General features: G+C 68.4%; 21 protein-coding genes. 9 read left to right on the top strand and 12 right to left on the bottom strand.

All coding sequences use genetic code 11. The annotated features are described in order from the left end of the window. The first annotated feature begins 177 nt into the window (after positions 1 to 177). Complete coding sequence (rpoD, locus tag ASD79_RS03680; protein WP_056719663.1) at positions 178 to 2,130, top strand: RNA polymerase sigma factor RpoD; 1,953 nt, start codon at positions 178 to 180, stop codon at positions 2,128 to 2,130. A gap of 279 nt (positions 2,131 to 2,409) precedes the next feature. Here the strand turns inward: rpoD and ASD79_RS03675 are convergent, their stop codons facing one another. From ASD79_RS03675 to ASD79_RS03660, 4 genes are all read right to left on the bottom strand, one after another. After that, positions 2,410 to 4,503 carry a TonB-dependent siderophore receptor gene (locus tag ASD79_RS03675; RefSeq protein ID WP_082584789.1) on the bottom strand — a complete coding sequence of 698 codons (2,094 nt, stop codon included), beginning with the start codon at positions 4,501 to 4,503 and terminating at the stop codon, positions 2,410 to 2,412. A gap of 268 nt (positions 4,504 to 4,771) precedes the next feature. Beyond that, positions 4,772 to 5,377 carry a hypothetical protein gene (locus ASD79_RS03670; RefSeq protein ID WP_056719662.1) on the bottom strand — a complete coding sequence of 202 codons (606 nt, stop codon included), beginning with the start codon at positions 5,375 to 5,377 and terminating at the stop codon, positions 4,772 to 4,774. Between the two features lie 163 nt (positions 5,378 to 5,540). Continuing rightward, on the bottom strand, positions 5,541 to 6,431 hold the full coding sequence (locus ASD79_RS03665; protein ID WP_056719661.1) for a hypothetical protein: 891 nt from the start codon (positions 6,429 to 6,431) through the stop codon (positions 5,541 to 5,543). A 106-nt stretch (positions 6,432 to 6,537) separates the two neighbouring features. Then, the gene (locus tag ASD79_RS03660; protein WP_082584788.1) at positions 6,538 to 7,818 is read right to left on the bottom strand and encodes a S8 family serine peptidase; all 1,281 of its coding nucleotides are present in this window, start codon (positions 7,816 to 7,818) and stop codon (positions 6,538 to 6,540) included. A 129-nt stretch (positions 7,819 to 7,947) separates the two neighbouring features. On the opposite strand from ASD79_RS03660, the gene ASD79_RS03655 reads away from it, so the two are divergent. Beyond that, complete coding sequence (locus ASD79_RS03655; protein ID WP_200952271.1) at positions 7,948 to 8,448, top strand: sigma-70 family RNA polymerase sigma factor; 501 nt, start codon at positions 7,948 to 7,950, stop codon at positions 8,446 to 8,448. After that, positions 8,445 to 9,236 carry an anti-sigma factor gene (locus ASD79_RS03650; protein ID WP_056719660.1) on the top strand — a complete coding sequence of 264 codons (792 nt, stop codon included), beginning with the start codon at positions 8,445 to 8,447 and terminating at the stop codon, positions 9,234 to 9,236. Before ASD79_RS03655 ends, ASD79_RS03650 begins: the two co-directional genes overlap by 4 nt. Before the next feature lie 136 nt (positions 9,237 to 9,372). On the opposite strand, the gene ASD79_RS03645 is transcribed toward ASD79_RS03650, so the two are convergent. After that, on the bottom strand, positions 9,373 to 9,606 hold the full coding sequence (locus ASD79_RS03645) for a flagellar basal body rod C-terminal domain-containing protein (RefSeq protein ID WP_156400344.1): 234 nt from the start codon (positions 9,604 to 9,606) through the stop codon (positions 9,373 to 9,375). 325 nt (positions 9,607 to 9,931) lie between these two features. Between ASD79_RS03645 and ASD79_RS03640 the strand changes: the two genes are divergently transcribed. Both ASD79_RS03640 and ASD79_RS03635 read left to right on the top strand, forming a co-directional pair. Then, a complete protein-coding gene (locus ASD79_RS03640) occupies positions 9,932 to 11,596 on the top strand; it encodes a M20/M25/M40 family metallo-hydrolase (RefSeq protein ID WP_056719659.1) in 1,665 nt (554 codons plus the stop codon). Between the two features lie 94 nt (positions 11,597 to 11,690). Continuing rightward, entirely contained in the window at positions 11,691 to 12,374 is a 684-nt protein-coding gene (locus tag ASD79_RS03635) for a DUF998 domain-containing protein (RefSeq protein ID WP_156400343.1), read from the top strand. Here the strand turns inward: ASD79_RS03635 and ASD79_RS03630 are convergent. Both ASD79_RS03630 and ASD79_RS03625 read right to left on the bottom strand, forming a co-directional pair. Continuing rightward, on the bottom strand, positions 12,353 to 12,904 hold the full coding sequence (locus ASD79_RS03630; protein WP_056719657.1) for a YbhB/YbcL family Raf kinase inhibitor-like protein: 552 nt from the start codon (positions 12,902 to 12,904) through the stop codon (positions 12,353 to 12,355). The genes ASD79_RS03635 and ASD79_RS03630 overlap by 22 nt on opposite strands. 216 nt (positions 12,905 to 13,120) lie before the next feature. Further along, entirely contained in the window at positions 13,121 to 13,741 is a 621-nt protein-coding gene (locus tag ASD79_RS03625; protein ID WP_056719656.1) for a TIGR02466 family protein, read from the bottom strand. A gap of 60 nt (positions 13,742 to 13,801) precedes the next feature. Here ASD79_RS03625 and ASD79_RS03620 point away from each other — a divergent pair, with 60 nt between their 5' ends. Genes ASD79_RS03620 through uvrC form a run of 3 tightly spaced genes read left to right on the top strand, consistent with a single transcriptional unit; the run spans position 13,802 to position 16,261 of the window. Next, positions 13,802 to 14,053, top strand: coding sequence for a hypothetical protein (locus ASD79_RS03620; protein WP_056719655.1), 252 nt, complete (start codon positions 13,802 to 13,804; stop codon positions 14,051 to 14,053). Continuing rightward, the gene (locus ASD79_RS03615; RefSeq protein WP_235524309.1) at positions 14,005 to 14,331 is read left to right on the top strand and encodes a type II toxin-antitoxin system RelE/ParE family toxin; all 327 of its coding nucleotides are present in this window, start codon (positions 14,005 to 14,007) and stop codon (positions 14,329 to 14,331) included. The genes ASD79_RS03620 and ASD79_RS03615 overlap by 49 nt, the downstream gene beginning before the upstream one ends. Before the next feature lie 19 nt (positions 14,332 to 14,350). Further along, a complete protein-coding gene (uvrC, locus tag ASD79_RS03610) occupies positions 14,351 to 16,261 on the top strand; it encodes an excinuclease ABC subunit UvrC (RefSeq protein WP_056719653.1) in 1,911 nt (636 codons plus the stop codon). Between the two features lie 177 nt (positions 16,262 to 16,438). Here uvrC and ASD79_RS23680 read toward each other — a convergent pair whose 3' ends face one another. The 5 genes from ASD79_RS23680 to yaaA all read right to left on the bottom strand — a co-directional run bounded on the left by ASD79_RS23680 (position 16,439) and on the right by yaaA (position 20,437). Continuing rightward, positions 16,439 to 16,915, bottom strand: coding sequence for an HIRAN domain-containing protein (locus tag ASD79_RS23680; protein WP_156400342.1), 477 nt, complete (start codon positions 16,913 to 16,915; stop codon positions 16,439 to 16,441). A gap of 27 nt (positions 16,916 to 16,942) precedes the next feature. Continuing rightward, positions 16,943 to 17,413, bottom strand: a complete 471-nt coding sequence (locus ASD79_RS03605; protein ID WP_056719652.1) for an NUDIX hydrolase — start codon at positions 17,411 to 17,413, stop codon at positions 16,943 to 16,945. A 75-nt stretch (positions 17,414 to 17,488) separates the two neighbouring features. Then, complete coding sequence (locus ASD79_RS03600) at positions 17,489 to 18,550, bottom strand: patatin-like phospholipase family protein (RefSeq protein WP_056719651.1); 1,062 nt, start codon at positions 18,548 to 18,550, stop codon at positions 17,489 to 17,491. Positions 18,551 to 18,714: 164 nt separating this feature from the next. After that, on the bottom strand, positions 18,715 to 19,512 hold the full coding sequence (locus tag ASD79_RS03595; protein ID WP_056719650.1) for a 3-hydroxybutyrate dehydrogenase: 798 nt from the start codon (positions 19,510 to 19,512) through the stop codon (positions 18,715 to 18,717). Between the two features lie 163 nt (positions 19,513 to 19,675). Continuing rightward, the gene (yaaA, locus tag ASD79_RS03590) at positions 19,676 to 20,437 is read right to left on the bottom strand and encodes a peroxide stress protein YaaA (protein ID WP_056719649.1); all 762 of its coding nucleotides are present in this window, start codon (positions 20,435 to 20,437) and stop codon (positions 19,676 to 19,678) included. A 98-nt stretch (positions 20,438 to 20,535) separates the two neighbouring features. Between yaaA and ASD79_RS03585 the strand changes: the two genes are divergently transcribed. Then, positions 20,536 to 21,339, top strand: coding sequence for a hypothetical protein (locus tag ASD79_RS03585; RefSeq protein ID WP_056719648.1), 804 nt, complete (start codon positions 20,536 to 20,538; stop codon positions 21,337 to 21,339). Position 21,340: the final 1 nt, after the last annotated feature.

The following is a 21,340-nucleotide window of genomic DNA, read 5'->3' as shown; positions in this document are numbered from 1 at the left end:
GCGGAGCGTTAGCCCATGGCTCTTCGACGTGTGTCGCGCGTTTCCCTTGAGAATTTTTTCAGCGGTTCGCTGGATGACTGGAACGGACGACAGGGCGCGATGCGTAAAGCGGCCTTTCACGTACACATTTCTCGGCGCGCGCCTCGATCCGGGCGCCGCGTCGTTTCGGAGACCTGAATGAGCACGACGACGACTGACGGAGCTGAACCGCCCGAAACCGGTGGCGGCGACGGCCCCCTGCTCGACCTGACCGATGCCGGTGTAAAGAAGTTCATCAAACAGGCCAAGGCGCGCGGCTACGTCACGATGGACGAGCTGAACAAGGTCCTGCCGTCGGAAGAAGTGACGTCCGAAGCCATCGAAGACACCCTCGCCATGCTGAGCGAGATGGGCGTCAACGTGGTCGAGGCCGAAGAAGACGCTGAAACCTCGGAAGGCGGCGAAGTCGTCGCCCGCGAGGACAACCAGCAGGTCATCACCAGCGACAAGCCCGCGGCCTATGACCGCACCGACGATCCGGTGCGCATGTACCTGCGCGAGATGGGCAGCGTCGAGCTGCTGTCGCGCGAGGGCGAAATCGCCATCGCCAAGCGCATCGAGGCCGGCCGCGACACCATGATCCGCGGCCTGTGCGAAAGCGCCCTGACCTTCGAAGCGATCATGGTCTGGCGCGAGGAACTGGGCACCGGCCGCATCCTGCTGCGCGAAGTGATCGACCTGGAAGGCACCTACACCGCGATCAACGGCGTCGCCGCCGCGATCGCCGCCGAGGAGGCCGAGCAGGCCGAACCGGTCGAGGCCGACCCCGACGCCCCCAAGGCCGAGGGCGAAGGCGACGACGACGACGATTTCGACGACGGCGCGGGCCCGACGGTCAGCGCCATGGAAGGCGAACTGCGCGAAGGCGTGATGGCCATCCTCGACGCGATCGCCAGCGAGTTCGAGACCTTCCGCAAGCTGCAGGACAAGCTGGTCGGCAGCCGCCTGAAGGGCGCCGACCTCAGCGACGCCGACCGCAAGGCCTATGAGGGCCTGTCGCAGACCATCATCCAGCACCTGAAGACGCTGAAGCTGAACAACGCCCGCATCGAGGCGCTGGTCGAGCAGCTGTACGCGATCAACAAGCGCCTGATCGGCCTGGAAGGCCGCCTGCTGCGCCTGGCCGACAGCTATGGCATCAGCCGCAGCGAGTTCCTCAAGGCCTATTTCGGTTCGGAGCTGAACCCGAACTGGATCGACCAGGTCAAGGCCATGGGCGTGCGCTGGACCAAGTTCGTCGAGAACGACGTCAATTCGGTCGGCGACATCCGCCAGGAAATCGCCGCCCTGGCCACCGAGACCGGCGTGCCGATCGATGACTACCGTCGCATCGTCCAGACCGTGCAGAAGGGCGAACGCGAGGCCCGCCAGGCCAAGAAGGAAATGGTCGAGGCCAACCTGCGCCTCGTGATCTCCATCGCCAAGAAGTACACCAACCGCGGCCTGCAGTTCCTGGACCTGATCCAGGAAGGCAATATCGGCCTGATGAAGGCCGTCGATAAGTTCGAATATCGTCGCGGCTACAAGTTCTCGACCTACGCCACCTGGTGGATTCGCCAGGCGATCACCCGCTCGATCGCCGACCAGGCGCGGACCATCCGCATCCCGGTGCACATGATCGAGACGATCAACAAGATCGTCCGCACCAGCCGCCAGATGCTGCACGAGATCGGCCGCGAGCCGACCCCGGAGGAGCTGTCGGAAAAGCTGGCCATGCCGCTGGAGAAGGTGCGCAAGGTCCTGAAGATCGCCAAGGAACCGATCAGCCTCGAAACGCCGATCGGCGACGAGGAAGACAGCCACCTGGGCGACTTCATCGAGGACAAGAACGCCATCCTGCCGATCGACGCGGCCATCCAGTCCAACCTGCGGGAAACCACCACCCGCGTGCTGGCCTCGCTGACCCCGCGGGAGGAGCGCGTGCTGCGCATGCGCTTCGGCATCGGCATGAACACCGACCACACCCTGGAAGAGGTCGGCCAGCAGTTCTCGGTCACCCGCGAACGCATCCGGCAGATCGAGGCCAAGGCGCTGCGCAAGCTCAAGCACCCGTCGCGGAGCCGCAAGCTGCGCAGCTTCCTCGACAGCTGAGCCGCGTCGCGTTCACCGACGACGATCAGAAGGGCCCGGTGGAAACACCGGGCCCTTTTTCGTGGGCGTTAGTTGCTTAGGGCGTGATGATTTTGAACTGAACCGCCCACCCCCCATTCCGTTTCCCCGGCGAAGGCCGGGGCCCAGATCATGGGGCGGAGCGTTTGGGGTCATCGTCCAATACGACGGCTGAACCTGGGCCCCGGCCTTCGCCGGGGAAATGGATCAAAAATGGCGATTCCGCCGTGAATCATCGCGCTCTAGGTCGCGAAATCGGCCCTACCGCAGCGCGTAGCGCAGCGTCACCATCGCCGAGCGGGGCGCGCCGGGCAGGTTGAGGTTGGGGCTCGTGCCGTGGCCGGAGACGAAATAGCCCTCGTCGAAGAGGTTGCTGACATTGAACTGCGCGACCAGCGGGCCAAACCGCTTCCAGACCATGGCGTCGACCGTGGCGTAGGCCGGCAGGGTGACCGTGTTGCCCGGGTTGGCGAAGCGGTCGCCGACATAGTTTGCGCCCGCCCCAAAGCCGTAGCGCCCGCCGACATCCCGGGTCAGCCAGAGGTTGGCGCTGTGCTTGGGCGTGATGGTGGCGCGCTTGCCCTCGATCGGCTGACCAGCGTCGCGGGCGATCGAGTCTGTGACCTTGGCGTCGAGATAGGCGTAGCCGGCGATCGCCCGCCAGCCGTCGGAAAGGTCGAGGTTTCCGGTCAGTTCCACCCCGTCCGTGCGCTGCACGCCGATCGGGATGATCCTCAAGGTCGCCGGATCGGTGGCCTTGATGCCGGTGCGCTCGAGCCGGAAGACCGAGACCGTCGCGCTGGCGCGGCCGTCCAGGAAGTCGAACTTCCCCCCGACCTCGTGGTTGCTGGTTTCTTCCGGGGCGATGTCGGCGTTGCTGGCGGCCAGGGCGAAGGTTTCGCCCGACGGCTGGAACGAGCGGCTCCAGGAGGCGTAGTAGGACTGGGTCTTCGTCGGCTGCCAGACCAGGCCCAGCCGCGGACTCCAGTTCTTGTCGATCCGTGACAGGTCGGCCAGGCCCGGCAGGCGCTGGTCGGTCGCCTGCTCGAAGCGGTCGTAGCGAACGCCAACCAGGGCCTTCCAGTGTTCGCCCAGCGACACCAGGTCCTGTGCGTAGACGCCGACGGTCTTGAAGATCGTGCGGTTGTCGGCGGTCGGGGCGCCGGGAACCGCGCGGGCCAGGATCGGCAGCACCGGGTTGAACAGCGACACCGTCGCCACGCCGTTGCGGGAATAGGTCAGGGCGTCCTTGACCTGACGGCCGACCTCGACGCCGTAGAGCAGTTGGTGGCCCGTAGCGCCCAGGGCCAGGTCCTGGGTCAGTTCGGCCTGGTTGAACCAGCCGTGCTCGTCGCGCTCGACGTTCGAACGGTTGAGGGTCACGGTCTGGGCCGTCTCGTCGACCGAGCCCGGCAGGGTGTTGAAGCGCGACAGGCTGTAATTGTAGTAGCGGAAGGCGTTGCGGAACTTCAGGCCCTCGCCGAACTGGTGGAACAGGGTCGCCGTGCCCGAGGCCACCTTGCTTTGGCTGGTGTCGACGTCACGGGCGTTGGCCGCCCCGTAATAGGCCCCGGCGTCCACGTCCACCGGCCGGCCGCGATAGGCCGGCACGCCGAAGTCGGTGACGCGCTTGTCGCGCAGATAGTCGGCCTGGAGCAGCAGCGAGGTGTCGTCGCCCAGCGCCACCGTGGCGGACGGAGCGACGGCTTCACGCTTGAGGAACTGGGGATCGCGATAGCTGTCGGCCCGCTCGACGGCGCCGGTCACGCGCAACGCCGCGCCGGGCAGCGCCTTGCCCAGGTCGAACTCGATCCGTCCGTCGTCCCAGGCCCCGAAACTGGCCGTGACCGAGGCGATGTCCACGCCCGGCTTGCGCGTGACGCGATTGATCAGCCCGCCGGAAGAACCGCGGCCGTAGAGCACCGAGGCCGGCCCCTTGACCACCTCCACCCGCTCGATGTTCGACAGGTCGCGGAAGTACAGCGCATCGTCGCGCACGCCGTCGATGAACTGGTCGGCGATCGCCGTGAAGCCCCGGATCGACACCTGGTCACGCTGGCCGTCGCCGTGGGAGAAGCCGACGCCCGGCACGTTCTTCAGCACATCCTGCAGCGACAGCGCGCGCTGGTCCTGCATGACCTTCAGGCCGACCACGTCGATGGTCTGGGGGATGTCGCGCAGCGGGGCGTCGATCTTGGTCGCCGTCGTCGCCTTGCCTGGATTGTAGTCGCCCTTGCGGCCGGCCACTGTCAGCTCCGACACGGTCGTGTCGGTGTTGTCCGCCCAGGCGGGCAGGGGCGCGAGCATCGGCGCGAACGCGCAGGCCAGCAGCAGGCGACGGGTGGCTAAAGACACAGGCGGATCCTTCGACGAACGGAAGATGCGCCTAATAATTACTTGCAACAATGTGTCAATGTTGAAGGGCGGCAAGGTCGTGGGATTGCCGTCGTTCGGGCTCCAGCCGCGCCCAGAAAAGAGGCGGCCCTGCGAGGCCGCCTCTCCAAGGAGGGCATGCGATGGACCCTGGTCGCCGATCCTGCCCCCGACCGTGCCCCTCCCTCGAGGCCGAGCCGCCAGGCCCGCTGAAAGCGCCGCCAAGCCGACACCCGGCGCTCCGGGACTTCTATTGCGGCTGGTCGCAGGACCAGCTTTTGCCGTCCTTAGACGACTTGCAATAGACCGATGGTCCCGAAGTCAGCATGGCGTCGATCTTCTGCTGGTCGTTAAGGATGTGGGCAAACTTGTGATAGTGCCCATGGGAGTCGAAGTTCGACTTCAGGGTCGCCGCCTCGCTCTTCACGTTCCCCAGTTCCCCCTTCACGTTCGCCAACTCGCCCTGCAGGCTGGCCAGGCCGCCGGTCACGGCCACCAGGTCGTTGGTGTTGGTGATCCCCTTCAGCGAAACGGTCGCCAGCCCGTTCTTCAGGCTGTCGATCATCTTGGCCTGGGTTCCGGCCTGGCCCTGCAGAGTCGCCGTCTGCTGCTGCAGCGCCGCGACCTGTCCGCGCAGGATATTGACCTGCTTGAGCAGTTCCAGCGGGTCGGCGGCGCTGAAGATCGGGCCTTTGGGCATCTGCAGCTGTGGATTGGTCGCGGGCTGAGCCGCCGGCGCGGGCGCCACCGGCGTGATGCGGATTGGAAGCGGTCGCTGGGCCCAGGCGGCGGACGCCGACAGGGCCAAGGCGGCGGTGATCAAGGCTGGCAGGGCGATAGGCTTGCGAATCGTCATCTGGTCGTTCCCCTCGAGATCCGGACCCCCGTCCGGCGAACGAGACTATCATGCCGCCTCCCTAAAACAGCCCCGCTTGGCGGACCGCCGATCGCCGATGATGCCGGGGATGAAAAAGGCGGCGCCTCGCGACGCCGCCTTTTCCGTTCCCGGGGGCTTGAACCTAGTTGCCGACCTTGGCGTCGGCCGAGCCCGTCCCCGAGGCCGAGGCGCTGGCTCCGCTACGCGAGGCCGAGCCGCTGAGGCCCAGCGAGCCGCCGTTGCTGGTCGAGCCGCGATCGCTGGAGGCGCTGCTCGAACCCGAGCCGTTGGCCGAGCCGGTCAGGCCGTCGCTGGTCAGGCCGCCGGTCGCGTCGGCGTCGCCCGAACCGCCGGCGCTGGCCGAGCCGGCGGTGTCGCGGGCCGAGCCGATGGCGTTGCGGGCCACGCCGGTCCCGCGCCCGGCGGCCGAGGTCGCCCGGTCGCGGGCCGAGCCGATGGCGGTACGGCCGCTGCTGGCGGCCTTGCCGGCGACGCTACCGACCCCCGAGGTCAGGCCGCTGGCGTCTGGGGCCGCGACCTGGCCGCCGCCCGAACCACCGCCCGACAAGGCGCCGGTCAGGGACGAACCGGCCGTCGAGGCCGAGCCCGACCCCATGGCCGAACCGGTGGCCGACCCCGCGGCCGAACCGTTGACGCCGCTCGCCGCGCCCTGGGCCAGGCCCTGGGCGGAGCCGCCGGCGTCACGAGCCCGCCGCGCGGCGCGGCCGGCGGTGTCGCGGACGCGACCGGTGGTGTCGGTCGCCCGCTCCCGAACCCGGCTGGTGGCGTCGGTCGCCCGCGAGGTCACGCCCCCGAGGTCGGGCGCCCCCAGCTGACCGGCGCCGGTCAGGGAGCCGCCCATCTGGCCGCCCATGCCGCCGGTGAGGCCGCCCAGACCGCCGCCCAGGCCGCCCGTCAACCCGCCACCCCCGCCGAGGCCGCCGCCTCCACCGAGGATCTGGGCGTGAGCCATCGGCGCGGCCAACAGCATGGCGGCGGCGGTGGCGGTCATGAAGAACGAGGTCTTGCGCATGGTGTGTCTCCTGGAAGAGCGTTGCGAAATCCGCGGAGCGGCGCTTCGTCCGCCTCCTGACCTGTCCAACGACCCGTCCGCGCGCTTTCTTCCCGACCACGCGAATTTATTTTCCCGCCGCCTCCACCAGGCCGCGCCCATACAGCGGATCGGGGCCTGGCGCGCCCAGGTCGATCGCCGCTTCTCCCAGCCGGCCGACCGCCCGTTTCGCTTCCTGCGGATCGGCGACGTCGATCATCCGCGCCAGGCGCGCGGCCACCACCGGCGCGGCGTAGGAGGTGCCCCGCACGGTCGCCGTCCGCCCGCCCGGCGCGGCGACCTTCACCTCCGCGCCATAGGCGGCGAAGTCGACATGGGCGGCGCGGCCGGCCTCGGGCAGCAGTCGCCGGCGACGGTCCACCCCGGTCACGGCGATCACCCCCGGATAGGAGGCCGGATACAGGGCCGGGGCCGCCGGCCCGTCATTGCCCACCGCCGCGACGATCAAGCAGCCCCTGGCCACCAGCGCCCTGACCGCCGCGCCCAGGGGGCCGTTGGCCGGTCCCACCAGGCTGACATTGACCACCGCGACCCTGGCCTGGGCCATCCAGGCCAGGGCCGAGACGATCGCCTCGGCCGAGCCGCCCGTCGGGCCCCGGCCATAGACGTCGGCGGCCAGAATCTGGCCCACGCCGCCGGCCGCCAGCACCGAGGCGACCGCCGTGCCGTGGGCGCTGGGACGCACGCCGCCCGGGCCGAAGCCGCGCGACTGGATCTTCACCCCCGCGAAGGCCGGCTGGGCGACGTCGACGCCGCCGTCCAGCAGCCCCACCCGCGCCGCCTCGCCGCCCGCCGCGATCGCGCCAAGCCCTGGGGACCCGCCGCCGCCCGCGTCCGCATAGAGATGGTTGAAGTCGTAGTCGCCGGTCGGGTCCAGTTCGCGCAGCCGCCGCACCGCCGCCTTGGCGCTCATGCCCTTGGGCGGCGTCAGGGTGACCAGCTCCAGCCCCAGGTCGTCGGACCGGCTGCGGCGCGCCACCGAGAACCCGGCCGCCTGGACCGTCGCCAGCGCCTGCTGGCTGGGCGAGATCGCCAGCACCTCGGCGCGGACCACGGGCTGGCCCAGGTCGTCCAGTTCCAGCGCCTTCGGGTTGCGCCGGACCAGGTCGCTCAGGCGGTCGAGCCGCGCGGCGACCAGGGCGCGCGGCGTCAGTTGCTCCAGTTGCTCCGCCGTCTGGCCCACGGCGCGCGCCAGCGGGTCCTGCCGGGGATCGGGCAAGGGCAGGCCGCCCAGCACCGAGCCCGGCGACGGCAACAGCTGGGCGAAGGCCGGCGTGGCCGCCGCCAGCACCAGCAGGCTCGACAGCATCGCGGCGGCGGGGCCGAGGCGGGGCCAACGGAACGTCATCAGGGGTCTGCCTCCTTCGCACAACGGGCGCTCACCATGGCCCGATCGCGGCGGGCGTGGAATAAGTTCACCGTTCAGGGACTAAACGGCGACGACGGATCGTTTCTTCCACAGGTGACGAAGGCGAACTTGGATTTCTTCCAGACAGAGATGCTGACCCTGCTGCCTCGCCTGCGCCGGATGGCGCGGGTCCTGGCGTGGGAGCCGGCCGACGCCGACGACCTGACGCAGTTGACCGTCGAACGCGCCCTGGCGCGCCCCGACCAATGGCGTCCCGGCACGCGGTTGGACAGTTGGATGTTTCGGATCATGCGCAACGCCTGGATCGACGAGACGCGGACCCGCAAGCGGCAGGGCCGCGTGCTGGCCCCGCCCGAGCACGGCGCGCTGGCGGCCGATCCAGGCGCGCCGTCGCTGGAGGCCCGGCTGGGCGCCTCGGCGGTGGAGCGCGCCCTGGACGCCCTGCCCGAGGACCAGCGCATCGCTGTCGCCTTGGTGCTCATCGAGGGTCTATCCTATCAGGAGGCCGCCGATAGCCTGGAAGTGCCAATGGGCACGCTGACCAGCCGCCTGGCGCGCGGACGCGCCACGCTGCAGACTGTGTTGACCGACCAAGGAGTCCTGCCATGACCGTCCCGGACGAAGAGGTCTTCGCGTTTGTCGACGGCGAGCTGCCGCCCGAAGCCATGGCCCGCATCGCGGCGGCCATGGAAAACGACCCCCAGTTGGCCCTGCGGATCGAGACCCAGCGCGCCCTGCGCCGCCTGCTGTCGGGCGCCCACGCCGGCGCCCTGGAGCGGCCGCCCCAGCGGCTGACCGCCGCGGTGACCGGCGGCGAGGCGGCCAAGCCCGCGCCTCGTCCCGCCGAGGTGATCGCCTTTCCAGGCGCCAAGGACAAGACCAAGGCCAAGGCCAAGCCGCGCGAGCCCAAGGCCGCCACGGCCGCCGACGGAACCCGCCGAGGCCTGCCGCCCTGGATCGCCATGGCCGCCTGCCTGGTGATGGGCCTGTTCGTCGGTCGGGTCGCGATCCCCGCCCTGCCGGTGCTGAGCGGCGCCCAGGACGCGCCGCCCATCGCCACCGGACCGCTGGCCCAGGCCCTCAACAAGCAGGGCTCCGGCCAGGGCGCCGGGCCCATCCGCATCGGCTTGTCGTTCAAGGACCAGGCCGGCCTCTATTGCCGGACGTTCCAGGCCTCGGGCCAGACGCCGGTCGCCGGCGTGGCCTGCCGCGAGCCCTCGGCCTGGCGCCTGCGCGTGATCAGCTCGGCCGCCCCGACGACGAAGACGGCCTACCGCACCGCGGGCGCGGAAACCCCAGCGGCGGTGCTGGCGGCGGTGGATGCGATGATCGTGGGACAACCGCTCGACGCGGCCGGCGAGACCCAGGCCAGGGCCAAGGGGTGGAAGGCTCGCTAGGGCGGATGTTTCAATCCAAAGGCGCCGCCCCCCGATAGAACCGGGTCTACCAGGGGGCGGCAGGTCCAAGCCCGCGCAGGGGGGAATGCGGGATGGGCTTGGACCGGCTCGTGGCCGACGTGGAAGGAGCCGTTTCCTAGACCTTCATGTCCAGGAGGGCGCCCGTCATCTCGTCGGCGGTCTTGGCGACTTCGGCGTTGGCCTTGAAGTCGGTCTTGGCCGAGATCTGCTCGACGGCCTCGTGGGCCAGGTCGATCTTGGATTCAGCTTGGGCCTGTTCCGCGCCCCAGGCGGCGGTGCGCTGGGCGCTGGCGCTGAGACGGTCGGCGGCGGCGAACATGCCGGCGGCGGCGGTAGCGAGGACCTGCACGGCCGTCTCCTGGGTCGGACGCCGGTCATCCGGCTTTGCCTGGGCAATTTCCTACCGAACGGTTAAGCGGCCTTCACCAAAGACGGTGAAGGTAAGCGGTTAACGCAGAAACCAGGTCGCCCGGGGCGGCGCGCCGATCTTCCCCGTTGTTTTTCCTCGAAGATTACAAAACGTTCAGGTCGCCTAATCTCGACAACGGGCCTTCGTCTGGCCAAGGTTCGCGCCTTCGCGGGCTCGTCCCCGCCCTCGAGCTTATGTTTTGGCGCATTTTCTTCACGCGAACCGGAAGTCACTTCGCTCGAAAATGCTTTAGGAGCCTGCCTTGATGCCGTTCTCCCGTCGCGCCGCCCTCGCCGGCGCCGCCCTGCTGCTGACCGTTCAACCCGTTTTCGCCGCCCAGACCGCGTCCAAGGCCAAGCCCAAACTCGCCGTCGCCGCCGCCTTCACGCCCTCGCCCGCCGCCATCAAGGCGCACATGACCTTCCTGGCCGACGACCTGATGGAAGGCCGCGAGGCCGGGACCCGCGGCTACGACATCGCCGCCAACTACGTGGCCTCGCAATACGCCCAGCTGGGCGTCAAGCCGGCCGGCGACAACGGCTCCTACCTGCAGCAGGTGCCGCTGACGGCCTCGCGCTCGGCCTCGGAGGGCGGGGTTTCCTATACCGGAGCCAACGGCAAGTCGGGCGCCCTGGCCTTCGGCGAGGACTATCTGCCCGCCGCCCAACCCAGCAAGACCGAGGTCCTGCTGACCGCGCCGCTGGTCTTCGTCGGCTACGGCGTCGTCGCCCCCGAACGCGGCCGCGACGACTATGCGGGCCTCGACGTGAAGGGCAAGATCGTCGTGTTCCTCAGCGGCGCGCCGAGCGGCTTCCAGACCGAGGAACGCGCCCACTACGGCAATGCCGGGGTGAAGCGGGCCGAGGCGGCCAAGCACGGCGCGGTCGGCGTGCTGACCATGCCGACCACCAGTTCGGAGAAGCGCCGCCCGTTCGCGCGCGGCGTGGCCGGCTACCAGGAATGGCGGATGAACTGGCGCGACGCCCAGGACGTCCCCTATGTGCGCGGCGGCGACGCCCCCAGCCTGGTCACCCTCAGCCTGAAGGGCGCGGCCAAGCTGTTCACCGGCGCGCCGGTCGCCCTGGAGACCGTGCTGGCGACCGCCGAGACGCCTGACGGCCTGGTCAGGGGCTTCGCCCTGCCGACCCAGGCGACCATCCAGTTGAAGACCGAGATCGAGAAGCGCCAGAGCAGCAATGTGGCCGGGCTGATCGAGGGTTCGGACCCGGCGCTCAAGGCCCAGGTCGTCGTGCTCAGCGCCCACCTCGACCACCTGGGGATCACCACCCACGGCAAGGACGCCGACAAGATCAACAACGGCGCGCTGGACAACGCCTCCGGCGTCGCCACCCTGCTGGAGGTGGCGCGCGGCTTCAAGGAGGCCCGGACCAAGCCCAAGCGCTCGATCCTGCTGCTGGCGGTGACGGCCGAGGAGAAGGGCCTGATCGGCTCGGAATATTTCGCCCACAACCCGACCGTGCCGAAGGCCAACCTGGTCGCCGACGTCAATCTGGACATGCCGATCCTGCTGTACGACTTCCAGGACGTGGTGGCGTTCGGGGCCGACCGCTCGTCGATCGGTCCGGCCGTGGCCCGCGCCGCCGGCCGGGTGGGCGTCTCGCTGTCGCCCGATCCGCTGCCGGAGGAAGGCCTGTTCACCCGCTCCGACCACTACCGCTTCGTCGAGCAGGGCGTGCCGTCGGTGTTCCTGATGACCGGCTTCAAGAACGGCGGCGAGAAGGGTTTCAAGGACTTCCTGGCCACCCACTACCATAAGCCGAGCGACGACCTGAGCCAGCCGATCAACTACCAGGCCGCGGCCCGCTTCGCCCTGGTCAACTACGAGATCGCCCGCGAACTGGCCGACGCGCCGGCCCGGCCGCGCTGGAACAAGGGCGACTTCTTCGGGAACCTGTTCGGGAGGAAGTAGGGGCGTTCGCGGTTGGGGACAGGCACATGTGCCTGTCCCCGTCGGATGTCGTCATCCACCTTGACCCCGCCCCCGCCCGGCGCGATCTGTACCCGTGGAACATCCGGAGACGGGACGAGTGTTGAGCGTTGGCAGCCTGCTGAGGATCGGCCTGATCGCGCCCGTGGTCATGGTGGCCGACGTCTGGCTGGCCCAGCGGCTGTTTCCAGGATTCAACGCCGGCGCCCAGTTCATCAGCGAGCTCGGCGGACCGGCCGCCCCCAACCCCCTGATCTTCAATGTCGGCATGGTGCTGGCCGGCCTGGCCGGCATGGCGGCCGGGGCCGGGTTCGCCCAGGCGCTGGAGGAGGCCGGCGGCCGGCGGCGGGTCTCGGCCTTCGCCGGCCTGTGGGTGGCGATGACCGGCCTGGGGGCGCTGTTCGCCGGCCTGTTCCACTGGCCCGACCCCATGCACCGCGCCTGCGGCGTGGGCCTGGCCATCCAGTTCGCGCCGCTGTTCACCGCCTGGGCGCTGTGGGGCAAGCCCCAGCATCGCCGCCTGGCGCACTTCTCGCTGGGCTGGTTCTTCGGCCTGCTGCTGGTGCTGGCCCTGCTGACCGGCGTGTGGAACGTGCGCACGGGCTCCGACGTCGGCCTCTGGCAGCGCGGCCATGCGTTCCTGGGCCTGCTGTGGCTGGCCATCGCCGCCTGGAGCCTGGACCGTCACTGGCGCTCGCGCCCCGCCACGCCCGAGGGCGGAGACGAGGCCGAACCCGACTACGCGCCCGCCGCCTCGTAGGTGACGATCAGGTCGGCGGAGGCCAGGGAGTCGCCCTTCAGCGCGTTGACCAGATCCGAAAGCTGAGTCTCCGGCCCGAATGGCAACCGCTCGGCCAGAGCGAAGATCTGGAAGTGATAGTGGTGCACGCCGTGGCCGACCGGCGGACGCGGCCCGAAATAACCGACCGCGCCGCTGTCGTTGCGCCCCTGGGTCGCGCCGCCGACCAGGCCCAGGCTGGCCCCCTGCGGCAGCCCCTCGGGCAGGCTGGTGGCCTCGCCGGGGATGTTCCAGATCAGCCAGTGGATGAACGGCCGGTCGCGCGGGGCGTCGGGGTCCTCGACGATGATCGCGTAGGCGGCCGCGTCCGCCACCGGGGTCCAGACCAGCGGCGGCGAGAGGTTGTCGTGATAGGCGCTGTGGCGGTCGGCCAGCCGGCCGCCGGGACTGGCCGCCGTGGTGGTCAGCACCAGGCTGGCCTCGCCGAACGGGTGAACCTTCTGCAGCGTGATCGCCGCGCCGGAGTGGTTGGGGGTCTGGGCGTGGGACATGGAAACTCTCCTGTCATCCAGAAGTAACCCGGAGCGGTGGGAGAGGGTTCAAAACCCACCAAAGCTGTCATCCCGGACAAGACCCGCAGGGCCGCCGATCCGGGATCGCCGGAAGCACATGCGCTCAGGCGTCGGTCCCGGATCTTCGCGCTGCGCGCCAGCCCGTCGTCAGGCGGGCCGCTTGCGCGCCCCGAGGCCGGGATGACAGAGAAGATGTTACTTCCAGGCGTAGTTGAAGCTGATGCTGATCCGCTCCTGCCTGGCCGCGTTGGCCGGCACCTCGTGGCGCAGCCAGCTTTCCCACATCAGCACCGCGCCCGGCTGGGGCTGGACGTAGACGAAGGTCTGGCGATCCTCCGGCGCGTCGGTCTGGCGGGTTGGGGCGGCCATCATCAGCGGCAGGCGCGGATCCTCCAGCTTCAGGGCCGAGGCGCCCGGCGGGACGGCGACATAGACCGTGCCCGACAGCACGCTGTGCGGATGGATGTGGCCGCTGTGCGCGCCGCCCGGCTTGAGGATGTTGATCCACAGGCTGTCCATCACCAGCCGCCCGCCGGCCAGCTCCAGGTTCAGGTCTCTGGCGAAGGCGACCGCGTGCTTGTCGAGCTTCTTCTTCAGGTCGGCGAACAGGCTGTCGCGCCGCGGCAGGTCGTCGAGCGAGGCGTAGGAGGTGTAGCCGTTGTAGCCCTTCTCCTTGGCCCAGGCCCGTCCGGCCCGATCTTCGGCGGCGATCGCCCGGCAGGCGTCCTCCAGCTGGGCGTTGAAGGCCGGGAACCCCTTGTCGGCGGCGAGGCTGCCTTCATAGAGGTGGGTGACGAAGAGCGGGCGCAGGGTCATGGGGCGCTCCATACAGCCCCGCCGCGTTGACGACAAACGGCGTCGGGAGGATGATCGGGTATGGCCGACGGCGAAATCACCCTGAAGATCGACGAGGCGCTCGCTGAGCGCCTGAAGGCGCGCGCCGAGGCCGTGGGCCAAAGCGTAGAGGATTTTGCTCTGCGGCTGCTCGAGGAAGACGCTGCGATTTGGCAAGAGGTCGATGCGATCTGCGACGCAACGATCGCGAACGATGATGGCATTCCACTAGAAGAACTCGAGTCTTGGATGCGCGGCTGGGGTACATCGGACGGTCCGTCGCCGCCGCGATGAAACCCGTCGTTGTTACACCACGCGCCTATGCCGACGTGCGACGCTTGGAAAATTGGCTGATCGACAAGGACGTCCATGCCGCGGCGCGTGTCGGTCCGCTGATCTTCGAAGCGATGATGTCGCTTTCCGAATTTCCCGAACGCGGCGTGCAGGCGCTGCGAAGTAAAGGCAGGGAGCTATTTGTCCCGTTCGGCGCCAACGGTTACGTCATTCGTTACCGGGTCGAAGCGACGCGCGTGCTGATCGCGACCGTTCACCACAGCCTCGAAGATCGCTGACCGCCGCAGACTCGCCTATATGTCCACCGTGGACCAAGACACCGCCCCTGCCCCTGCCGAAAACGCCCTGAAAGGCGCCGCCCTGATCAAGGACGAGGTCTCGCGCCTGCCCGACGCGCCCGGCGTCTACCGGATGATCGGCGAGGACGACGAGGTCCTCTATGTCGGCAAGGCCAAGAGCCTGAAGAAGCGGGTGGTGCAGTACGCCCAGGGCCGCTTCCACACCAACCGCATCGCCCACATGGTCGACGCCACGCGGTCGATGGTGTTCGTCACCACCCGCACCGAAGCCGACGCCCTGCTGCTCGAGATCAACCTGATCAAGCAGCTCAAGCCGCGCTTCAACGTGCTGCTGCGCGACGACAAGAGCTTCCCCGAGATCGTCATTCGCCGCGACCACGACGCCCCGCAACTGCGCAAGCACCGCGGGGCCCACACCATCAAGGGCGACTATTTCGGGCCGTTCGCCAGCGCCGGGGCGGTGAACAGCACGCTCAACACCCTGCAGAAGGCCTTCCTGCTGCGCTCGTGCAGCGACAGCGTCTACGAGACCCGCTCGCGGCCCTGCATGCTGCACCAGATCAAGCGCTGCGCCGCGCCCTGCACCGGCCTGGTGGGCAAGGACGACTACCAGGCCCTGGTCGACCAGGCGGAAGACTTCCTGCGCGGCAAGTCCCGCGCGGTGATGGCCAAGATGGCGGCCGAGATGGAGGCCGCCGCCGAGGACCTGGAGTTCGAGCGCGCCGCGCGCCTGCGCGACCGCATCCGCGCCCTGGCCGCCGTGGCCCAGGAAAGCCAGATCAACCCCGAGACCGTCGAGGAGGCCGACGTCGTCGCCCTGCACGTCGAGGGCGGCCAGGCCTGCGTACAGGTGTTCTTCTTCCGGGCCGGCCAGAACTGGGGCAACCGCGCCTATTTCCCGCGCGTGACCGGCAACGCCGAGGACGAGGACGACACGGCCACCGAGGAGCAGCGGATCCTGACCGCCTTCCTGGGCCAGTTCTACGACGACAAGCCGATCCCGCGCCTGATCCTGACCAACCTGCAGCCGGCCGACCACGAACTTCTGGCCGAGGCCTTCGCCCTGAAGAGCGGCCGCAAGGTCGAGATCAGCACCCCCAAGCGCGGCGAGAAGGCCGACCTGGTGGGCCATGCGCTCACCAATGCGCGCGAAGCGCTGGGACGAAAAATGGCCGAGGGCAGCGCCCAGACCAAGCTGCTGACCGGGGTCGGCGAGGCGTTCGGCCTGGACGCCCCGCCCGAGCGGATCGAGGTCTACGACAACAGCCACATCCAGGGGACCAACGCGGTCGGCGGCATGATCGTGGCCGGGCCGGACGGCTTCATGAAGAGCCAGTACCGCAAGTTCAACATCAAGAGCACCGAGCTCACTCCCGGCGACGACTATGGCATGATGAAGGAGGTGCTGAAGCGCCGCTTCGCCCGCCTGGTCAAGGAGGAGGAAGGCGGCGACAGCGGGGCCCGTCCCGACCTGGTGCTGGTCGACGGCGGCAAGGGCCAGCTGGACGCGGCGCTGGAGGTGATGGCCGACCTGGGTGTCGACGACATCGCCGTGGTCGGCGTGGCCAAGGGCCCGGACCGCGACGCCGGCCTGGAGCGGTTCTTCATGCCCGACAAGGTCCCGTTCATGCTCGAGCCCAAGTCGCCGGTGCTCTACTACCTCCAGCGCCTGCGCGACGAGGCCCACCGCTTCGCGATCGGCGCCCACCGCACGCGGCGGTCGATGGACCTGAAGAAGAACCCGCTCGACGAGATCGAGGGCGTCGGTCCGGGCCGCAAGAAGGCCCTGCTGCACGCGTTCGGCTCGGCCAAGGGCGTGTCACGGGCCGGGATCGAGGACCTGATGAAGGTCGACGGGGTCAGCCAGCCGCTGGCCGAGCGGATTCACGCGTTCTTCCGGAAGAGCTGAAGAGACAGGCCCGGGCGGGGACAGGCACATGTGCCTGTCCCCGATCGTGGCGCGCCGGCGCAAGGCCCGGGATGACGGCTGAGAAGTTGAAGGTTTCCGTCAAACGCCCGTCCGTCGGATGCGATCTCGACCTCCGTCAATGACACGTTTTGGCCAGACGCCCTCGGCGACCGAGGATCAGTGCTCGAACTTTACCGGCCAGGGGAGTGCGAGCTTCACGCCGAAATGCCCTTCGTCATGTTGATTGGTCCGCCAACCACCCACGACCTTCACATCCACCGTCGCGCTTTGACCACCAAAGCCAGCGGCGACCAAGGCATCACCATAACGCTTCGCTTCATCTCGCGCGAGGTATCCGACTCGCTCTCCTCCGATCGTCACCATGATGGCGTTGGGATCATATGGATTAGTCGGCTCTGGCATAAGAACACCTGTCGTCGTCAACTCATGGCCGTGACGGTTGTGGCCACCGCAAACTCGCGAGAGTGCTTCCTGATAGTTGCTTTCGCCAACGGCATCGCGGGGATAGCCACCCTTGCCAACCACCCTGAGCTTACGCACATTTTGAGAGGGCGCCTTTTGTTGAACCGCGCTCGGCTTTGCCTCTGGCTCTCGACCGGAGATGCCACCAAACAGTTTCGCCAGCCAGTTCATAGCGCTTCCCCCACAAAATCGCCGATACTATAGCATAGGTTGTGCAACACCAAACCGCCTAAACGTCTCCGCGATCACCGCCCGCGTCACGTCCCACTCCACCATTTCCAGCGCCTCGGCCAGCGACACGAACCGCGCCTCGGCCGCGTCGTCGCCGGCCACCGGTTCGCCCGACAGCCAGCGCGCGGCGTAGTCGATCATCAGATAGTGCCGCGTCGTCTCGCCGGTGGTGCGCGAGGTGAACAGGCCGTCGACCACGTCGACCAGACCCAGCAGCTCGGCTCGCACCCCGGTCTCCTCGACCAGTTCGCGCAGGGCGGCGACCAGCGTGGTCTCGCCCCATTCCAGGCGGCCGCCGGGCAGGCTCCACTGGCCCTGGCGCGGAGGATTGCCGCGCTTGATCAGCAGCACCTGGTCGCCGCGCAGACAGATGACCCCCACCGTGGGAACGGGGAATTCGGAAGCGGCGGGGGCGACGGCGGTGGAAGCGGAAACCATGGGGGTCAGATACGCCTGGTTCGGGCCGCGTCAAGCGACCGGGGACAGGCGCATGCGCCTGTCCCCGGTCGTTGATCACGGAAACCCCGCCTTGAGGTCCAGGCTGGAACTGACCCCGACCTGGGTCAGGCAGTGGCCCAGCCACTCGTCCGCCGCCTTGCGGCCGCGTTCGCGCAGGTCGGTCAGGAAGCTCCATTCGGTGTCGAACTTGCTGCCCAGCGACAGGTCGGCCAGGGCCTTGTCGGCGGTGATGGCGTGCATCAGCATCTTGCGATAGCGGCCCCGCGCGGTGTCCTTCAGCAGGCCCTCGTCGAGCAGCTTCTGCACGAAGCCGATGGCCCGCAACTCGGCCGCCAGGGCGGCGTTGAAGGTGATCTCGTTGAGCCGGTCCATGATCTCGCCCGGCGACTTGGGCGTCTCCTCGCGGACGAACGGGTTGAGGCTGACCAGCAGGATGTCGTCGGGGGTGTCGTCGTGGAACAGCGGCCACAGCGGCGGGTTGGCGAGAAAGCCGCCGTCCCAGTAGGGCTCGCCGTCGATCTCCACCGCCTGGAACACCTGGGGCAGGCAGGCGCTGGCCATGATGTGGCGGGCGGTCAGCTCGGTCTCGCGGAACACCTTGGCCTTGCTGGTGCGCACGGCGGTGGCGGAGATGAACAGCTTGATCGGCGAGCGCTCGCGCAGGGCCGCGAAATCGATCTCGCCCTCCAGCGCGTCGTGCAGCGGGTTGAGGTTGAGCGGATTGAACTCGTAGGGGCTCATCGACAGGGCCAAGGTCTCGGCCATCCGCCAGCCGGGGGTGTTCTTGATCCAGTCGGCCTTGCCGGCGAAGGCGTTGGTCCAGACGCCGCTGTCGCCGAACACGTTGCGGCCGCCGTTGCGGTTGACCTGCTTCCAGAACCGCTCCAGCCGGGCCTTGGCCCCGTCGCGGCCGCCGTCGAGCAGGCCCTGGGCCAGGCAGACGGCGTTCATCGCCCCGGCCGAGGCGGCGGTCACCGCCAGGATTTCCAGGTCCTCTTCCTCGAGCAGGCGGTCGAGCACGCCCCACTCGAAGGCCCCGTGCGAACCGCCGCCCTGCAGGGCCAAGGCGATGGGCTTGGGTCCCTTGGGCTTTCCCTTGAACAGACCGATCGGCATGGGGCGGGCTCCGTGCTTGCGACAGTCGGTACGCTTCCTCCCCACTCCCGTTTTCCCGACGAAGGTCGGGATCCAGATTCAGCCTGAGCGGCTCGTGGGTTTCACCTGGGCCCCGGCCTTCGCCGGGGAGACGGCGTTTTATAGGTCGCCCAGGAAGCCAAACGCTATTGCGCCACCCAGCCGCCGTCGATGGAGAAGGCCGCGCCGTTGGCCGAGGCCCCGGCGTCGGAGACCAGATAGAGCAGAAGGCCGTTCAGCTGATCGAAGGTGACGAATTGCTTGGTCGGCTGGGCGGCCAGGATGACGTCGCGCATCACCGCCTCCTCGGAGATCCCGCGGGCCTTGGCCTGGTCGGTGATCTGGGCCTCGACCAGCGGAGTCTTCACGAAGCCCGGGCAGATGGCGTTGCAGGTGATCCCGAAGGTGGCGGTTTCCAGGGCGACGGTCTTGGTCAGGCCCAGGATCCCGTGCTTGGCGGCCACGTAGGCCGACTTGAACGGCGAGGCGACCAGGCCATGGGCCGAGGCGATGTTGACGATCCGCCCGCGCCCCTGCGCTTTCATGATCGGCACCGCCGCCTTGATGGCATGGAAGGCCGACGACAGGTTGATGGCGATGATCAGGTCCCACTGGTCGGCCGGGAAGTCCTCGATCGGGGCCACGTGCTGGACGCCGGCGTTGTTGACCAGGATGTCCAGCTCGCCGAACTCGGCCTTGGCGGCCCGGATCATGTCGTCGATCTGGCCGGGCTTGGTCATGTCGGCGCCGTTGTAGAGCACCTCGACGCCGTGCCTTTCAGCCATGGTGGCGCGGGTCTTCTCGATGGCGGTCATCTCGCCCAGGCCGTTGAGGACGATGTTGACGCCCTGGGCGGCCAGGGCGTCGGCCATGGCGTGGCCGATGCCGCTGGTCGACCCGGTCACGATCGCGACCTGGCCCTGCAAACCGAAATCCACGGCCATCGACGTTCCCTGCTAGCTCTTTGTTTTGACGCATTTTCTTCACGCGAACCGGTGTCCACTTCGCTCGAAAATGCTACGGCTTCCCATTATGCTGCAGCGCAGCATATAGCTCGCCCTTGCGATGGGCGAGCGCTTATAAATTCATCGGTAGATGAATTCAGGGCTAAGGGCGAGCGAAAACCCAGTCGGCGGGGGTCGAGAGGTCGGCGCGGAACCGGTAGCCGTCCAGGTCGAAGCCCTTGAGGTCGGCCGCCTTGTCGATGCGGTTGTCGATGGCGTAGCGGGCCATGCGGCCGCGGGCCTTCTTGGCGAAGAAGCCCAGCACCCGCAGGGCGTTGCCCTTCTCTTCCTTGAAGTGGCAGGTGACCGTGGGCAGCTTCAGGGCCTTGGCGTCGACGGCTCCGAAATATTCCTGGCTGGCCAGGTTCACCAGGGTGGGGTCGGCATGGTCCTTGGCCGCGGCGTTCAGGGTCTTGGCGATGGTCTCGCCCCAGAAGTCGTAGAGGTTCTTGCCGCGCTTGGTCTTCAGCCGCGTGCCCATCTCCAGGCGATAGGCCTGCAGGGCGTCCAGCGGCCGCAGCACGCCGTACAGGCCCGACAGGATGCGCAGGTGGTCCTGGGCCCAGTCGAGGGCCGGGCGGTCCAGCTCGCGCGCCGCCAGGCCGGCATAGACGTCGCCATTGAAGGCGATGACCGCCTGCAGGCCCTCTTCGACCTGGGCGTCGAAGGCCTGAAAGCGGCCGTGGTTCAGCTCGGCCAGCTTCTCGGAGATGTGCATCAGCCGGCGCAGGTCGGCGGCCGTCAGCTTGCGCGTCAGCTTGGCCAGCTCGGCGATCTGGGGCTTCAGCTCGGGCGTGGTGAGCGGCAGCACCTGGTCGGGGGCGGTGAAGTCCAGCGACTTGGCGGGGGAGATGACCATCAGCATGGCCGGGGAGATAGAGCCTCCTGGCGGCGACGGCTAGTGCGGCGCTGGACAATGGTCGTGCTCGCCGCGATGTTGCCCGCTATCGGTTGGGGGATGAGATGATCAAGTTTGCGAACGCCCTGCGTATGGCGCGGGTTCTGATGGGGTGCGCGCTGGCCGTCGCGCTGACGAGTTGCAAGGCCCCCGCGTTGGACCCTGAAACCGACGCCGTGGCGCGGGCGGCCTATACCGAACTCCGGACCAACTCGTCCGCCTTCCAGGCCCGGCTCTCTTCGGACCTGCGCACGCCGCAAGGCGCGGCGGATATAGCCAAGATCAAGACCTACATCCCGCCGGGCGAACCGTCGCTGGGCAAGGCCGTGGGCTGGAACTACGTGACCATGCTGGGCCAGGGCAAGACCGCGTTCCTTAGCCACGAGTACGATTATCCGGGCAAGGTCGTCCTGTCGCAGATATCATTGAAACGCCCGGAGGGCGCCAAGACCTGGACCTTGATCGGTCTCAATGTTCGCGTGGCGACCAGCCAGGAACTCGAAACCTTGAAGTTCAGCCTGGTCGGCAAATCGCCCGCCCAGTACGCCTTCCTGGCGGCGATGGTCGCCAGCCTCGCCCTGATGCTGGCCGCGCTGGTCAAGGTGATCCGCACCAAGGGCCTCAAGCGCAAATGGCTGTGGGTGATCGCCTCGCTGTTTGGCGTCGGCAGCGTGCAGATGAACTGGTTCAACGGCGTCTTCGCCTGGCAGTTGGTGAACGTTTCACTGATCGGGGCCGGGGCGGCGAAAGGCTTCTCGCGGTTCGATCCGTGGACCCTCAGTTTCATCCTACCCCTGGGCGCGATCCTGATCCTGACAGGCGTCTGGGCAAGGCCCAAAGCCGCCCCCACTCCCGACGCGGCGCTCTGAC

The sequence above is a fragment of the Caulobacter sp. Root655 genome (assembly GCF_001427665.1).
Lineage (GTDB): Bacteria > Pseudomonadota > Alphaproteobacteria > Caulobacterales > Caulobacteraceae > Caulobacter.
This window is presented reverse-complemented; position numbering and strand designations above follow the sequence as displayed.

Bases quoted from the DNA above. Each gene is read 5' to 3' on its own strand.
- ASD79_RS03650 (WP_056719660.1), top strand. From the start codon at position 8,445: ATGACCGTCCCGGACGAAGAGGTCTTCGCGTTTGTCGACGGCGAGCTG.
- ASD79_RS03625 (WP_056719656.1), bottom strand. From the start codon at position 13,741: ATGACCCTGCGCCCGCTCTTCGTCACCCACCTCTATGAAGGCAGCCTC.
- ASD79_RS03630 (WP_056719657.1), bottom strand. From the start codon at position 12,904: ATGTCCCACGCCCAGACCCCCAACCACTCCGGCGCGGCGATCACGCTG.
- ASD79_RS03660 (WP_082584788.1), bottom strand. From the start codon at position 7,818: ATGACGTTCCGTTGGCCCCGCCTCGGCCCCGCCGCCGCGATGCTGTCG.
- rpoD (WP_056719663.1), top strand. From the start codon at position 178: ATGAGCACGACGACGACTGACGGAGCTGAACCGCCCGAAACCGGTGGC.
- ASD79_RS03640 (WP_056719659.1), top strand. From the start codon at position 9,932: ATGCCGTTCTCCCGTCGCGCCGCCCTCGCCGGCGCCGCCCTGCTGCTG.
- ASD79_RS03595 (WP_056719650.1), bottom strand. From the start codon at position 19,512: ATGGCCGTGGATTTCGGTTTGCAGGGCCAGGTCGCGATCGTGACCGGG.
- uvrC (WP_056719653.1), top strand. From the start codon at position 14,351: ATGTCCACCGTGGACCAAGACACCGCCCCTGCCCCTGCCGAAAACGCC.
- ASD79_RS03600 (WP_056719651.1), bottom strand. From the start codon at position 18,550: ATGCCGATCGGTCTGTTCAAGGGAAAGCCCAAGGGACCCAAGCCCATC.
- ASD79_RS03670 (WP_056719662.1), bottom strand. From the start codon at position 5,377: ATGACGATTCGCAAGCCTATCGCCCTGCCAGCCTTGATCACCGCCGCC.
- ASD79_RS23680 (WP_156400342.1), bottom strand. From the start codon at position 16,915: ATGAACTGGCTGGCGAAACTGTTTGGTGGCATCTCCGGTCGAGAGCCA.
- ASD79_RS03605 (WP_056719652.1), bottom strand. From the start codon at position 17,413: ATGGTTTCCGCTTCCACCGCCGTCGCCCCCGCCGCTTCCGAATTCCCC.
- yaaA (WP_056719649.1), bottom strand. From the start codon at position 20,437: ATGCTGATGGTCATCTCCCCCGCCAAGTCGCTGGACTTCACCGCCCCC.
- ASD79_RS03620 (WP_056719655.1), top strand. From the start codon at position 13,802: ATGGCCGACGGCGAAATCACCCTGAAGATCGACGAGGCGCTCGCTGAG.
- ASD79_RS03665 (WP_056719661.1), bottom strand. From the start codon at position 6,431: ATGCGCAAGACCTCGTTCTTCATGACCGCCACCGCCGCCGCCATGCTG.
- ASD79_RS03585 (WP_056719648.1), top strand. From the start codon at position 20,536: ATGATCAAGTTTGCGAACGCCCTGCGTATGGCGCGGGTTCTGATGGGG.